The 13,789-nt window shown below is 36.8% G+C and carries 13 protein-coding genes, 1 riboswitch and 1 other annotated feature (1 of these 15 running past the window's edge); of the genes, 1 reads left to right on the top strand and 12 read right to left on the bottom strand.

From position 1 onward, the window contains the following. The first annotated feature begins 54 nt into the window (after nt 1–54). The gene (ytvI, locus tag TETH514_RS00120) at nt 55–1,122 is read left to right on the top strand and encodes a sporulation integral membrane protein YtvI (RefSeq protein WP_012268564.1); all 1,068 of its coding nucleotides are present in this window, start codon (nt 55–57) and stop codon (nt 1,120–1,122) included. A gap of 18 nt (nt 1,123–1,140) precedes the next feature. Here ytvI and ribE read toward each other — a convergent pair whose 3' ends face one another. The 12 genes from ribE to ilvN all read right to left on the bottom strand — a co-directional run bounded on the left by ribE (nt 1,141) and on the right by ilvN (nt 13,674). Next, nucleotides 1,141–1,605 carry a 6,7-dimethyl-8-ribityllumazine synthase gene (gene ribE, locus TETH514_RS00115; RefSeq protein WP_009052036.1) on the bottom strand — a complete coding sequence of 155 codons (465 nt, stop codon included), beginning with the start codon at nt 1,603–1,605 and terminating at the stop codon, nt 1,141–1,143. A gap of 77 nt (nt 1,606–1,682) precedes the next feature. Then, nucleotides 1,683–2,873: a bifunctional 3,4-dihydroxy-2-butanone-4-phosphate synthase/GTP cyclohydrolase II gene (locus tag TETH514_RS00110; RefSeq protein WP_009052037.1), complete on the bottom strand. Its 1,191-nt coding sequence runs from the start codon at nt 2,871–2,873 to the stop codon at nt 1,683–1,685. A gap of 37 nt (nt 2,874–2,910) precedes the next feature. Then, entirely contained in the window at nt 2,911–3,534 is a 624-nt protein-coding gene (locus TETH514_RS00105) for a riboflavin synthase (protein ID WP_009052038.1), read from the bottom strand. A gap of 10 nt (nt 3,535–3,544) precedes the next feature. Further along, entirely contained in the window at nt 3,545–4,627 is a 1,083-nt protein-coding gene (gene ribD, locus TETH514_RS00100) for a bifunctional diaminohydroxyphosphoribosylaminopyrimidine deaminase/5-amino-6-(5-phosphoribosylamino)uracil reductase RibD (RefSeq protein ID WP_009052039.1), read from the bottom strand. 85 nt (nt 4,628–4,712) lie between these two features. After that, nucleotides 4,713–4,827: riboswitch (FMN riboswitch) on the bottom strand. Further along, nucleotides 4,825–6,489: a biosynthetic-type acetolactate synthase large subunit gene (gene ilvB, locus TETH514_RS00095; protein ID WP_009052040.1), complete on the bottom strand. Its 1,665-nt coding sequence runs from the start codon at nt 6,487–6,489 to the stop codon at nt 4,825–4,827. It overlaps the preceding riboswitch by 3 nt. Next, on the bottom strand, nt 6,486–8,156 hold the full coding sequence (gene ilvD / locus TETH514_RS00090; RefSeq protein ID WP_038016318.1) for a dihydroxy-acid dehydratase: 1,671 nt from the start codon (nt 8,154–8,156) through the stop codon (nt 6,486–6,488). The genes ilvB and ilvD overlap by 4 nt, the downstream gene beginning before the upstream one ends. A 5-nt stretch (nt 8,157–8,161) precedes the next feature. Then, a complete protein-coding gene (gene leuB, locus TETH514_RS00085; protein ID WP_009052042.1) occupies nt 8,162–9,229 on the bottom strand; it encodes a 3-isopropylmalate dehydrogenase in 1,068 nt (355 codons plus the stop codon). A 2-nt stretch (nt 9,230–9,231) separates the two neighbouring features. Further along, nucleotides 9,232–9,714, bottom strand: a complete 483-nt coding sequence (gene leuD, locus TETH514_RS00080) for a 3-isopropylmalate dehydratase small subunit (protein WP_009052043.1) — start codon at nt 9,712–9,714, stop codon at nt 9,232–9,234. Further along, nucleotides 9,714–10,970 (bottom strand): 3-isopropylmalate dehydratase large subunit, encoded by a 1,257-nt coding sequence (gene leuC, locus TETH514_RS00075; protein ID WP_009052044.1) that lies wholly within the window; start codon nt 10,968–10,970, stop codon nt 9,714–9,716. Before leuC ends, leuD begins: the two co-directional genes overlap by 1 nt. Then, on the bottom strand, nt 10,961–12,157 hold the full coding sequence (locus tag TETH514_RS00070) for a 2-isopropylmalate synthase (protein WP_009052045.1): 1,197 nt from the start codon (nt 12,155–12,157) through the stop codon (nt 10,961–10,963). Before TETH514_RS00070 ends, leuC begins: the two co-directional genes overlap by 10 nt. 18 nt (nt 12,158–12,175) lie before the next feature. Next, entirely contained in the window at nt 12,176–13,171 is a 996-nt protein-coding gene (ilvC, locus tag TETH514_RS00065) for a ketol-acid reductoisomerase (protein ID WP_009052046.1), read from the bottom strand. Further along, complete coding sequence (ilvN, locus tag TETH514_RS00060; protein ID WP_003867397.1) at nt 13,171–13,674, bottom strand: acetolactate synthase small subunit; 504 nt, start codon at nt 13,672–13,674, stop codon at nt 13,171–13,173. Before ilvN ends, ilvC begins: the two co-directional genes overlap by 1 nt. A gap of 39 nt (nt 13,675–13,713) precedes the next feature. Further along, nucleotides 13,714–13,789: a binding site (T-box leader), on the bottom strand; it runs 163 nt beyond the window's last position.

Below are 13,789 nucleotides of genomic sequence, written 5' to 3'. Positions count from 1 at the left end.
CCCCAGCTGCCTAAACTGTCAGTTTTGTACAGTTTGGGTAACCAGGTTAAAACGGTGAATAATTTTCTATTGAGATACGGTGATATAATAAAAAAAACACTGCTCATTGTTGCTGTTTTTATTATATTTTACTTAATCATATTTAAAATTATTCCTTTCTTGATGCCATTTGTAGTGGCTTTACTTCTCGCTGTGATAATCGATCCTGGTGTAAATTTCTTAGAGAAAAAATTAAAGGTGCCGAGAGGATTAGCATCCTTTATTTTACTTTTGATATTAATAGGTGTGATAGGATCACTTATTGCAATATCAATAACACAACTTATATATGAACTAAGTTCTCTTGCAGAAATAAGCACAAATTACGCAAATACTATTAATGATGCAATTTTAAATCTTGTTGACAGAATAAGGACCTATTACATATCATTGCCTCCAAATATTACCTCCCTTATTGAAAGCAACATGCATTCTATTTTAAATTATATATCTTTATTTGCAAAGAATCTTGCTACATGGCTTTTGAACTTTGCAACAAAATTGCCTAATTTTTTCTTCATGACTTTGATCACACTCGTAGCTACTTTTTTTATAAGTAAGGATAAAAATCTTATACTAGATTTTATAAAAAGGCAAATTCCATCCCATTGGGCACAACATGCAAAAAATATACAGATAGACCTTTTAAAAACATTTTTCGGATACCTTCGAGCAGTAGCAGCAATAATGCTTATAACATTTTTGGAAGTATCCATTGGTCTTGTAATAATAGGCTTTGACTATCCATTTTTATTGGGCCTTTTTGTAACCATTGTAGATGCATTGCCCGTACTAGGTTCTGGTTCTGTTATGATACCATGGGCCCTTTACAATATTATCATAATAAAAAATTACATGGTAGGAATATATCTTTTAATATTATACATTTTGGTGGTAGTTGTAAGACAGATGATAGAACCTAAGATTGTAGGTCAGAGTATCGGTCTTCATCCTCTTGTTACGCTTTTATCTATGTTTATAGGTGTAAAACTTTTTGGTGCTTTAGGACTTATAATAGGACCTGTATTTGTGGTAGTATTTAAAGCTCTCCAAAGAGCAGAAATTATCCCTCCTTGGAAATAAAATAAGGGCATTTTGCCCTTATTTTATTTCCTCCATTAGATTTGCCATCTCTATTGCGGTAACGGCTGCCTCAAAACCTTTATTGCCACCTTTTGTTCCCGCCCTTACAATAGCTTGCTCAATTGTATCTGTGGTAAGAACACCAAATATAACTGGAACTTCTGTATCAAGAGATATTTTTGCAATACCTTTTGATACCTCATTTGCAACATAATCAAAATGGGGTGTCTCTCCTCTTATTACTGCTCCAAGTGCAATTACTGCATCATATCTTTTAGATTCAGCCATCTTTTTAGCTATAAGCGGTATTTCAAATGCTCCAGGTACCCACGCAATTTCAATGTTTTCATTTAAAGCACCATGCCTTTTTAGGGCATCAAGGGCCCCTTCGAGAAGTTTGTTCGTTATGAATTCATTGAATCTGCTTACTACAATTCCAAATTTCTTTCCTTCTGCTATAAGTTTTCCTTCATATATTTTCATAAACTATACACTCTCCTTATTAATATTCTTTCATTATATACTTAATAATTACATTTAATTCATTTTTTTGTAGCATTTTACACTTCCAAAATTAGATGTCCCATTTTTTCCTTTTTTGTCTTGAGGTATTTTTCATTATAATGATTTGGACAAATTTCTATAGAAACCCTTTCTACAACATCAAGGCCATAGTCTGATAATTCCGTAATTTTTTGCGGATTATTTGTCATAATCCTTATCTTTTTAACTCCTATATCTTTCAAAATCTGTGCAGCTATATTGTACTCTCTTAAATCGGGTGGAAAACCAAGCTTAATATTCGCTTCAACAGTATCAAGCCCTTGATCTTGCAGATGATACGCTTTAATCTTGTTTAAAAGTCCTATGCCCCTTCCTTCCTGCCTCAGATAAACTAGTATTCCTCCTTCCTGTCCTATTCTTTCCATTGCCGCATGAAGCTGGTCACCACAGTCACATCTTAGCGACCCTAATATATCCCCTGTAAGACATTCAGAATGTATCCTTACAAGTACAGGTTCTTTATTTACATCTCCTTTAATCAGAGCTACATGCTGTTTTCCTGTTAATATTTCTTCATATCCAACAATTTCAAAATTTCCATACTTCGTTGGAAGTTTCGCCTGTGCTACCCTTCTCACAAGTATTTCATTTTTCATTCTGTACTTTATCAAATCTTCAATAGATATGATTCTTAATCCAAATTTTTTTGCAAACTCTAAAAGGTCAGGCAACCTTGCCATATTTCCATCGTCTTTTATGATTTCGCATATTACTCCAGCGGGTTTGAGTCCTGCAAGAACTGCAAGGTCTACAGCCGCTTCTGTATGCCCTGCCCTTACTAATACACCACCATCTTTGGCTCTTAAAGGAAAGATATGTCCTGGCTTTGTAAAATCTTCCGGCTTTGAATTATCGTCTACTAATTTCTTCACTGTCAGCGCTCTTTCAAATGCAGAAATACCAGTGGTACATTCTTTATAATCTACAGATACAGTAAAAGCAGTTTCTTTATGGTCAGTATTATTCTCAACCATCTGGTAAATGCCAAGCTCATTAAGTCTCTTTTCTGTCATCGGAACACATACAAGACCCCGTCCATATTTTATCATAAAATTAATGTGTTCTCCTGTAACTTTTTCTGCTGCCATAACTAAGTCGCCTTCATTTTCCCTATTTTCATCATCTACCACAATAATCATTTTCCCTTGCTTTATATCTTCTATTGCATCTTCTATCCTATCAAACATTGGTCTTTCCTCCTTAACTTAGAAAAGTCATCAACATCTATATAAATCCATTTTCTTTTAATAAATCTTTTATATCCTTTTTCCCTATTAGTTTTTCTACATACTTAGAAAGTATATCAACTTCGATATTTACACTATCTCCTACCCCTTTATAACCCAATGTGGTCTTAAGCATTGTATGTGGAATAACTGAAACAGTAAAATAATCATATCCATCCTCAACAACCGTTAAACTTATACCATCAACCGCAATACTTCCCTTACGGGCAATGTATTTTGTAAATTTCTCATTGATAGCTATTTTAAATATAAAAGCATTTTTTTCCTGCCTTTTCTCTATGATTTTTCCAACGCAATCTATATGGCCAGTTACAATATGCCCGCCCATTCTCCTTCCAACTTGAAGTGCTCTTTCAAGATTGACAATGCTTCCAGTTTTCAGATCTTTTAAATTACTTGCCCTCATGGTTTCAGGCATAACATCAGCCGCAAAACTTTCGTCTGATATATTAGTAACAGTTAAACATACACCGTTAACTGCTATGCTATCACCTATTTTTGTTTCCTCAAGGACTTTGCTACATTTTATAACAATTTTTGTAAAAGTACCATGTGTAATATTCTTAACAGTTCCTGTTTCTTCTATAATTCCAGTAAACATACGCCATAACCTACTTTCTTACATATGCTGTTATTAGTATATCATCATCTATTCTATCAATCTCCACATCTTTTAATTCTATTGAATTTCCTATATCCGAAAAACCTATACCTTCTACAGGTGTTAAAGCATTTTTTCCTCCTATTATTCTAGGTGATATAAAAAACATAACTTTATCAACAATTCCCTCTTTAAGTGCAGACCAATTTAATGTCCCACCGCCTTCAATCAATACACTATCAATCCCCCTCTCTCCAAGTTTTATCATTAGCTCTTTTAAAGGTACTTTTCCATTGTCGTTCTTTAATATAATAACTTCAATATCCATATCTTCAAGCTTCTTTCTCACATTGTTTGGCATAAGTTCTGTTGTAGCAATTATCGTTTTTGCCGTTTTGTCTCTTATTACATTTGAGTCAAGTGGAATTCTACCTCTACTATCCACAATAATCCTTACAGGATTTTTATACCCCTCCAACCTTGTTGTAAGCATTGGGTTATCCTTAATTACTGTATTTACCCCAACCATAATGGCGGATACCCGTCCTCTTATTTTATGAGCAAATTTTCTTGATTTCTCATTTGTAATCCATTTAGAATTTCCATTATAACAAGCAATCTTACCATCAATACTCATAGCAGATTTTAATATCACAAAGGGGAATTTTGTCGTAATATATTTAACAAATATTTCGTTGAGTTTCCTCGCTTCTTTCTCCATCATCCCCACATGTACTTCTATTCCCGCCTCTTTTAACCTTTTTATACCGTTCCCGCTAACCTTAGGATTTGGGTCTTCCATCGCTATATACACTCTCTTAATGCCAGATTTAATTATTTCTTCAACACAAGGAGGCGTTTTGCCATAATGGCTGCAAGGTTCAAGTGTTACAAACATAGTAGAACCTTCAACATTTTCAACTGCATTTTTTAATGCATTTACTTCAGCATGTGGCCCTCCAAAATATTCATGATAACCCTCACCTATTATTTTTCCATTTTTAACTATTACAGCACCCACAAGTGGATTAGGGTTTGTGTATCCCCATCCTTTTTTAGCCAGCGTTAAAGCCCTTTTCATATATTCTTCCAATTTAATCCCTCCTATACTAAAAAATCCTGAAGGTTAAACCTCCAGGGTTAAAAAAACCCCCAGAGAACATATTCCCTGGGGAATATTTCTCCTTCTCCCATCCAGACTTTAACTGTCGGCCTCGGAATTTCACCGAGTCTGCCAAAAGGCTCGCGGGCTATACCGCCGGTACGGAATTTCACCGATCCCTGAAGGTTTTATCCAATTGTATTTTCAACAGTTCCACCTGCGGGGATAAATGGAAGCACCATTTCGTCTTTGTCTATAATACATTCTATCATAAAAGGTCTTTTTTGACTATAGGCTTTTTTAAAAGCGTTTTCAAATTCCTCTTTTGTTGTCACTCTTATTCCTTCTACTCCAAAATCATTGGCAAGATTTGCAAAGTTTAAATTTGCATTTAAATCTGTCTGCGAAAATCTTTTATTGTACAAAAGATTTTGCCATTGTCTTACCATACCTAAAGTCCGGTTGTTGAGTAATACCGTTATAACCGGAATATTGTATACTGCAGCTGTCTCCAAAGCATGTATATTCATTCTTAAACTTCCATCACCTGCAATGTTCACAACCCTTTTGTCTGGCTTTCCCACCTGTGCACCTATTGCAGCAGGAAGCCCAAAGCCCATTGTCCCGAGTCCTCCTGAGGTAACAAAAGTCCTCGGCTGCTTAAATTTATAATACTGCGCAGCCCACATTTGATTTTGTCCCACTTCCGTGGCTATTATAAGGTCATCGTTTGAAAGCTGTTGAATTTTTTCTACTATCCACTGAGGCCTTAAAACTTCATCGTTTTTATACTTTAATCCGTGCTTTTCTCTCAAGAAAGAAATTTCCTCTAACCATTCCTTTCTTTCAATGAATGAAAGTTTATTCATTAAGAGTCTTAAAACTTCTTTTACTTTACCTATAATTGCTACATCTACTTCTACATTTTTCCCTAATTCTGCAGGGTCAATATCAATATGGATTATTTTAGCATTTGGTGCAAGTCCTCCTGCTTTGCCAGCAACTCTGTCGCTAAATCTCGTCCCTATCGCTATCACAAGGTCTGATTTATACACAGCCAAATTCGCAAATCTGCTTCCATGCATACCAATAAGACCTAATGACAAAGGATGGTCTTCTGGAAAAGCTCCCAATCCCATCAAAGAAGTAGCAACAGGTATATTGGTCTTCTCGGCAAATTCTACGAGTTCGTTTGATGCTTCTCCCCAAATCACTCCTCCTCCTGCAAAGATTACAGGTTTTTTACTTTGTAAAATAAGCTCTATAGCTTTGTCTAATTCTTTTTGCGAAACTACTCCATTGATATCGTTTTTTATATCAATACTATCTCCTATTCCCTTTACATATTCTATATCGGCGTTTTGTATATCTTTTGGAATATCTACTAATACAGGACCTGGTCTTCCACTCTTAGCAATTGCAAATGCCTGTCTTATAGTATCTGTTAATTTATCAGGAGACTTTACAATAAAGTTGTGTTTAGTTATAGGCATTGTAATACCTGTTATATCTACTTCTTGAAAAGCATCCTTTCCTATAAGATTTGTAGGCACCTGTCCTGTTATCGCCACAACAGGTACAGAATCCATATAAGCGTTGGCTATACCCGTCACAAGATTAGTAGCACCGGGGCCAGAGGTAGCAAAACAAACTCCTACTCTTCCAGTAACTCTCGCATAACCATCTGCCATATGGGCTGCCATTTGCTCGTGAGTAGCTAAAATATGCCTTATATCAGAGTCATAAAGAGCATCATAAATGGGAATAACTGCCCCTCCTGGTATGCCAAATATAGTATCAACGCCCATCTCTTTTAAAACTTCTATAATTACTTGCGCTCCTTTTAACTTCATATACCTCCCCCCTTAAAAACTGCACCTGTATTTGCAGAAGTCACTTGTTCTGCATATCTTGCCATATAACCAGTTTTTATCTTTGGTTCAGGTCTTACCCATCTTTTCATTCTTTCTTTAATCTCCTCATCAGTTAATTTCACATTAATTTTTCTTGCGGGAATATCAATTTCAATAATATCCCCATCTTCAATAATCGCTATTTCTCCCCCTTCCATAGCCTCTGGAGATACATGTCCTATTGAAGCCCCTCTTGTTGCACCTGAAAACCTGCCGTCTGTTATAAGAGCGACATCTTTGTCAAGTCCCATACCTGCAAGGGCTGAAGTAGGACTTAACATTTCTCTCATTCCCGGCCCACCTTTTGGCCCTTCATACCTTATTACAACTACATCGCCTTTCTGTATTTTCCCACCATATATTGCTTCAATAGCCTCTTCTTCAGAATTAAATACCTTTGCTGGTCCTTCATGTCTTAACATCTCTTTTGCTACAGCAGATGCTTTTACAACAGCTCCTTCTCTTGCAATGTTCCCGTACAGTATCGCAAGACCTCCAGTACTGCTGTAAGGGTTGTCTATTGGCCTTATCACATCATGATTTAAAACTTTCGCGTCTTTTATATTCTCTCCCAATGTCTTTCCTGTAACTGTTAACACTTCAGTATTTATAAGATTAGCTTTCGTCAGTTCTTTTAAAACAGCCGATACTCCCCCTGCAAAATGCAAGTCCTCTATGTGGTATTTACCTGCAGGACTTAATTTACATAAATTAGGTACTCTCCCGCTTATATCGTTTATTTCATCAAGAGATATTTCTACCCCTGCCTCATGAGCTATAGCTTTTAAGTGCAATACTGTATTTGTGGAACCGCCTAAAGCCATGTCTAAACTAAAGGCGTTTATGAATGCCTCTTTTGTGAGTATATAAGAAGGCTTAATTCCTCTCTCTACAAGCTCCATGATTTTTATTCCAGCTTGTTTTGCAAGTCTTATCCTTTCAGAATAAACAGCTGGAATTGTGCCATTTCCCGGAAGTCCTAATCCTAAAGCTTCTGTCAAGCAATTCATAGTATTTGCGGTAAACATACCAGAGCAGGAACCACAGGTAGGGCAAGCGTTAAGCTCTATTCTGTAGAGGTCTTCCTCAGTGATTTTACCAACCTTGTGAGCCCCTACCGCCTCAAAAACACTGCTCAAATCACAGGTATCTCCATTACAATTTCCTGCAAGCATTGGGCCTCCGCTTACAACTATTGCAGGAATATTAAGTCGTGCTGCTGCCATAAGCATTCCCGGCACTATTTTGTCGCAATTAGGTATAAGCACAAGCCCGTCAAAGCCGTGGGCCATTGCCATGATTTCAATGCTATCTGCAATAAGTTCTCTACTACCTAAAGAGTATTTCATACCTTTATGGTTCATGGCAATGCCATCACAAACACCAATAGTGGAAAACTCTATAGGAGTTCCTCCTGCCATTCTGATGCCTGCTTTTACAGCTTCAGCTATTTTGTCTAAATTCATATGACCTGGTATAATTTCGTTTTTTGAATTTGCTACACCGATAATCGGCCTTTTTATTTCTTCATAAGTCAAGCCTAAAGCATATAAAAGTGACCTATGTGGCGCCTTTTCAACTCCCTTTTTTATGCTATCACTTATCAATATCCTCACCCCTTTATATACTCCACCACTTTATCTCCCATTTGTTGGGTATTTAAAATTATTCCTTTTCCTAAATCAAAAGTCCTATAACCTGCCTCTAAAACTTTATTTACTGCATCCTTTATGTCATTAGCAGCATCAAGTAGATTAAAAGAATATTCCAACATCATAGCAACTGACAGTATTGTAGCTAAAGGATTTGCCTTCTTTGTTCCAGCAATATCTGGAGCAGAACCGTGTATAGGTTCATAAAGTCCCACTTTATCTTCTCTTAAGCTAGCAGAAGGAAGCATACCTATAGAACCTGTAAGTTGGGAAGCCTCGTCACTTAAAATATCGCCAAACATATTGGAAGTAAGAATTACATCAAATTGAGAAGGATTTTTAATTAGTTGCATAGCACAGTTATCTACATACATATGGTTTAACTCAACATCAGAATATCTCTTACTTATTTCTTCTACCGTTTTTCTCCACAATCTTGAAGAATCTAAAATGTTTGCCTTGTCTACAGAAGTGACTTTCTTTTTCCTCTTTAAAGCCGCTTCAAAGGCAATAACCGCTATCCTTTCTATCTCTGAAGTCTGGTACACTTCTGTATCATAAGCCTTAAAGCCATAATCTATAGCAACTATTCCTCTTGGTCCAAAATAAATACCACCAGTAAGTTCTCTTACCACAAGAATATCTAAACCCTCTTGTAATAACTCGTTTTTTAAAGGAGAAGCTTCTTTTAAAGGAGGATAAAGAACAGCAGGTCTTAGATTTGCATAAACCCCTAGGCTTTTTCTTAAAGCCAGAAGACCCGCTTCTGGCCTTTTATCCCCCTCAAGGTCATCCCATTTAGGCCCCCCTACTGCTCCCAAAAGAACAGCATCACTAGAAAGACATGCATTTTTTGTCTCTTCCGGATAGGGAACGCCATATTTGTCTATAGCTTCTCCCCCAAAAGGATACTTTTTTACATCAAATTTAAGTTTGTACTTGTCTTCTATAGCAGACAAAACTTTTAACCCTTCTTCTATGACCTCAGGTCCAATTCCATCTCCAGGCAGCACTGCAATTTTAAACAATGTCACACCTTCTCTCTGACATAATTTATAAGTCCACCATATTTCATTATTTCTTTTATAAAGTCAGGAAAGGGTTGAGCTTTAAATTCTGTCCCTTTAGTTAAATTTTTTATAATTCCATTATCTGTATCAACCAAAACAATATCACCTTCTTCAATCCCATCTACTGCCTCTTTGCATTCTAATATCGGAAGCCCTATATTTATCGCATTTCTGAAAAAAATTCTTGCAAACGACTTAGCAATTATACAGGATATACCAGATGCTTTAATAGCGATTGGCGCGTGCTCTCTGGAAGAGCCACAACCAAAATTTTCACCTACCACCAATATGTCTCCTTCTTTAACTTTATTCTTAAAGTCTTTGTCTAAGTCTTCCATACAATGCTGTGCCAATTCCTGTGGATCTGAAGTGTTTAAAAACCTCGCTGGTATTATAACGTCTGTATCTATATTGTCCCCATATTTTATGGCTTTCCCTTGCATCATTCCACCTCCTCTGGACTTACGATATATCCTGCAATAGCCGAAGCAGCCGCAACAGCTGGACTTGAAAGATACACTTCGCTTTCAGGATGTCCCATTCTTCCTACAAAATTTCTGTTAGTAGTTGCCAACGCCCTTTCTCCTCTAGCCAAAATTCCCATGTGCCCGCCAAGGCAAGGTCCACAAGTAGGAGTAGAAACTGCGGCGCCTGCTTTTATAAACTCTTCAATGTAACCTCTTTTGACACATTCAAGGTATATTTCCTGTGTGGCAGGGAAAATTAAAAGTCTTACATCAGGATGAACCTTTTTGCCTTTTAGTATCTTATACGCTATCTCCATATCTGAGAGACGTCCATTCGTACAAGAGCCAATAACTACCTGATCTATTTTCACTTTTCCAACCTCATCAATGCTTCTAGTGTTTTCAGGCAAATGAGGAAATGCTACTTGAGGTCTTATCTCATCTAAATTTATCTCATAAACTTCACTGTACTCGGCGTCTTCATCTCTTTCAAACACTTTATATTCTCTTTTTGCTCTCCCCTTAACATATGCCTCGGTAATTTCGTCAAAATCGAAAATACCGTTTTTAGCCCCTGCTTCTATTGCCATATTGGCAATTGTGAATCTATCATCGATTGACAAAGCTTTTATATTCCCTGTAAATTCCATAGATTTGTATAAAGCTCCGTCAACTCCTATTTTTCCGATTATATACAAGATAACATCTTTTCCACTTACCCATTTTTGTAAATTGCCTTTTAATACAAATTTTATAGCTTCCGGTACTTTAAACCATGCCTTGCCAGTAGCCATTGCTGCCGCCATGTCAGTACTTCCTACACCTGTAGAAAAACAGGTAAGAGCGCCATAAGTGCATGTATGAGAATCGGCACCTATCACCACATCCCCGGGAAGTACAAGTCCTTTCTCGGGTAAAAGAGCGTGCTCTATCCCCATTTGCCCTACTTCAAAGAAATTCACTATTCCATGTTTTTTTGCAAATTTTCTCATTATATTCACTTGCTCTGCCGATTTTATGTCCTTATTAGGAACAAAATGGTCAGGAACAAGGGCAATTTTAGTCTTGTCAAACACCTCTTCTTTTCCTATTTTCTCAAATTCCTTTATAGCAACAGGAGCAGTGACGTCATTGCCCAACACCATATCTACATCTACTTCTATTAACTCTCCTGCTTTGACCTCTCTACCAATTTTTGCTGACAATATCTTTTGTGTCAATGTTAAGCCCAAGCTTCTCCCTCCTTAAAACTTCTAAATTCTTCTAATGTCTCCTCTACCACAAATCTTATATCCTCATCTATAATGACCTTTTTTCTGTCTGCCAAATCTTTAAACCTTCTAAAAGCATCACTTAATTCTCCTGGTGAAAGATTATTGTACCCCAATTGTCTGACTTTCAATTCAAAAGCATTTCTTCCTGAAAGCTTACCTAATGCAAAAGTATCTGGAATTATTCCAATGTCCTCTGGTTTCATTATTTCATAAGTAGCTCTGTTGTTTATAACTCCATGTTGGTGAATTCCCGCTTGATGTCTAAAAGCATTAGCACCTACAATTGCTTTATTAGGTTGGAGTTTAATTCCTGTAAGTTCGCTTACCAATTTGCTTGTATTGTATATCTCTTTGGTGTTTATACCGTGAACAAGGCCAAAATAATCCTTTCTAGTATTTAAAGCCATTACTACTTCTTCCATGGCTGCATTTCCTGCCCTCTCTCCTATTCCATTTACAGTCACTTCTACTTGAGTTGCTCCGTTTTCTATGGCAGACAAAGAATTCGCTACAGCCATTCCTAAATCATTGTGACAATGAGCACTTATCATTACTCCATCGATGTTGGGAACATTATTTCTGATGTATTTTATGAGTTCTCCAAATTCTCTTGGCATCGCATATCCCACAGTATCGGGCACATTTATTACATTTGCTCCTGCATCAATTACCTCACTAAAAACTTTTACTAAGAAATCCCAATCAGTCCTTGAAGCGTCTTCTGCTGAAAATTGAATCTCATCAAATTTTCCTTTTGCGTATTTTACCATTTCAACGGCTTTTTCAAGCATTTCTTCTCTTGACATCTTAAGTTTGTATTTAAGATGTATATCAGAAGTTGCGATAAAAACGTGTAATCTCGACCTTTCAGCATTTTTCAAAGCGCTGCTAGCTCTGTCTATATCCTCTTTTACAGACCTTGCCATTGCAGCAATAGTAACCCCTCTTAATTTGTCAGCAATATTTTTGACTGCTTCAAAATCTCCATTTGAAGCCGCGGGAAATCCAGCTTCTATGACATCTACCCCTAAATTTACCAATTGCTTTGCTATTTCAAACTTGTCATTGCTGTTAAAATTCACACCAGGAGTCTGCTCACCATCCCTTAACGTAGTGTCAAAAACAATGACTCTTTTGACCCCCATTGTCTTCTACCTCCTTATTCATTCTTTTTTAATCCAAGCCATCATTTCTCTCAAACCTTTGCCGACTTTTTCAATAAGATGATTTGCCTCTTTATCTTTTATAGCATTGTACTGTGGTCTTCCTACCTGATTTTCTAAAAGCCACTCTTTTGCAAATTTTCCTGATTGTATTTCTGATAAAACTTTTTTCATCTCTTTTCGAGTCTCTTCTGTTATTATCCTCTTACCTGTCATATAGTCTCCAAATTCTGCAGTATCCGAAATAGAATATCTCATATAACTAAAACCGCCTTCGTATATGAGGTCAACTATAAGTTTCATTTCATGCACACATTCGAAATAAGCTATTTCTGGCTGATAACCAGCTTCTACCAATGTTTCAAATCCTGCTTTCATGAGTTCAGTAACTCCACCACAAAGGACAGCCTGCTCCCCAAAGAGGTCTGTTTCTGTCTCCTCTTTAAAAGTAGTCTCAATGACACCTGCTCTTGTACCTCCTATTCCCTTTGCATAGGCTAAAGCTATTTCAAAAGCTTTCCCTGTGTAATCTTGATACACTGCTACAAGATTTGGAACTCCCTTTCCTTCTTGGTATACCCTTCTTACAAGGTGTCCTGGTCCTTTTGGAGCTACCATAAACACATCCACATTTTTTGGAGGAACAATCTGTTTAAAGTGAATATTAAACCCATGAGCAAAGGCAAGAGCTTTACCTTCTGTAAGATTTTTTTCTATGCTTTCTTTATAGACTTTTGCCTGCTTTTCATCCGGTATCAGCATCATTATGATATCTGCTACTTTAGCTGCTTCCTCAACTGTATAAACTCGCAGCCCTTCTTTTTCTGCTCTTTCTTTTGATTTACTTCCCTCGTAAAGACCAACTATTACATCAAGTCCAGAATCTCTTAAATTTAGTGCATGAGCATGACCTTGACTTCCAAAACCTATTATTGCGATTTTCTTGTTTTTAAGCAAATTCAAATCTGCATCCTTGTCATAATACATCTTTGCCATTATAATTCCCCCTCATATTCTTTTAGTGTTTTATTGCCTCTCTCTAAAGATACAAGTCCTGTCCTGACAAGTTCTTTTACCTCAAACTTATTAATTAAATTTATAAAAGCGTTTATCTTTTCACTATCTCCGGTAAGTTCTACGATTAATGAGTCGATGGAAATGTCTATAACTTTTGCTCTAAAAGTATCTACAATATGCATTATGTCATCCCTTGTATTTGAATCGTAACCTACTTTAACTAACAGCAATTCTCGAGAAACATTATCTCTTGCTCCTATGTTTTGTACTTTCAACACATCTATAAGTTTATTAAGTTGCCTTATCATCTGTGTGACGGTGTAATCATCTCCTCCCACCGTCAAAGTTATTCTGGATACATCTTCTCTTTCAGTCGTTCCTACTGCAAGGCTTTCAATATTGTAGCCTCTCCTTGAAAAAAGACCTACTACCCTTGACAAGACTCCTGGATGATTGTTCACAAGGACAGATATAATGTGCAAATTATCACCCCCTATATAAAAATCAATCCCCGCCCTAAATTACAGGGCGAGGATTTTCTCCACGCGGTACCACCTGTTTTCGCTATTACCTCACGGCAATAGCCTCACCAAGTTT

It is taken from the genome of Thermoanaerobacter sp. X514 (genome assembly GCF_000019065.1).
Taxonomy (GTDB): domain Bacteria; phylum Bacillota; class Thermoanaerobacteria; order Thermoanaerobacterales; family Thermoanaerobacteraceae; genus Thermoanaerobacter; species Thermoanaerobacter pseudethanolicus.
Note: the sequence above shows the minus strand (reverse complement) of the source record. Positions and strands in the feature narration are given on the sequence as shown.